1 protein-coding gene is annotated in these 521 nt (G+C 58.9%); it reads right to left on the bottom strand.

Features of this window, described 5'->3' with window-relative positions:
- The coding region (locus tag QWE_RS24300) for an IS110 family transposase (RefSeq protein ID WP_006728834.1) at positions 1-282 on the bottom strand (282 nt) is incomplete at its 3' end.
- Positions 283-521 lie beyond the last annotated feature (239 nt).

Here is a 521-nt window from a genome sequence, read left to right as displayed (position 1 = left end):
CTGCGCCAGAATCCTCGCGTCGACTTTGTCGGTCTTCACGCGCGCATGGGCGATTGCCTTCACCTGAAGCGGGTTCGCGATCACGACCTTGGCCACGAACGGCGTCAGCAACCTTACGATGGCCGAGGTGTTCCCGGTCGCTTCCAGTATGACTTCGTCATCTTTCTGAAGCGTCTGACCAAAGCCCAACACAGCGTCGTAATCCAGTTCCACCCGGAATTCTTCGGTGACCTTGCCCCGGTCCAGAACCGCGACCTGCGCAAAACTTCGATGCACATCCATTCCGATTGACCGCATTCCAAATCCTCCATGTTGTGGATGGGGGAGTGCGCGGGCTGTGCGACATCTACGGATACGCGCTCGCAGCGCAGACGGGATAGTCGCAGGGGCGGCCAGATAACAACGCGAGCTCGCAGCTCAAAGTCAATTCGGCCTGCCCGCTTCTTCGCACTCCGACGCCCCTGTCCCGACACGACAATTCTAACATGACAGGATAGAATCTGCCGAGCGTTCGTGGGACG

Source organism: Agrobacterium albertimagni AOL15 (assembly GCF_000300855.1).
Taxonomy (GTDB): domain Bacteria; phylum Pseudomonadota; class Alphaproteobacteria; order Rhizobiales; family Rhizobiaceae; genus Allorhizobium; species Allorhizobium albertimagni.
This window is presented reverse-complemented; position numbering and strand designations above follow the sequence as displayed.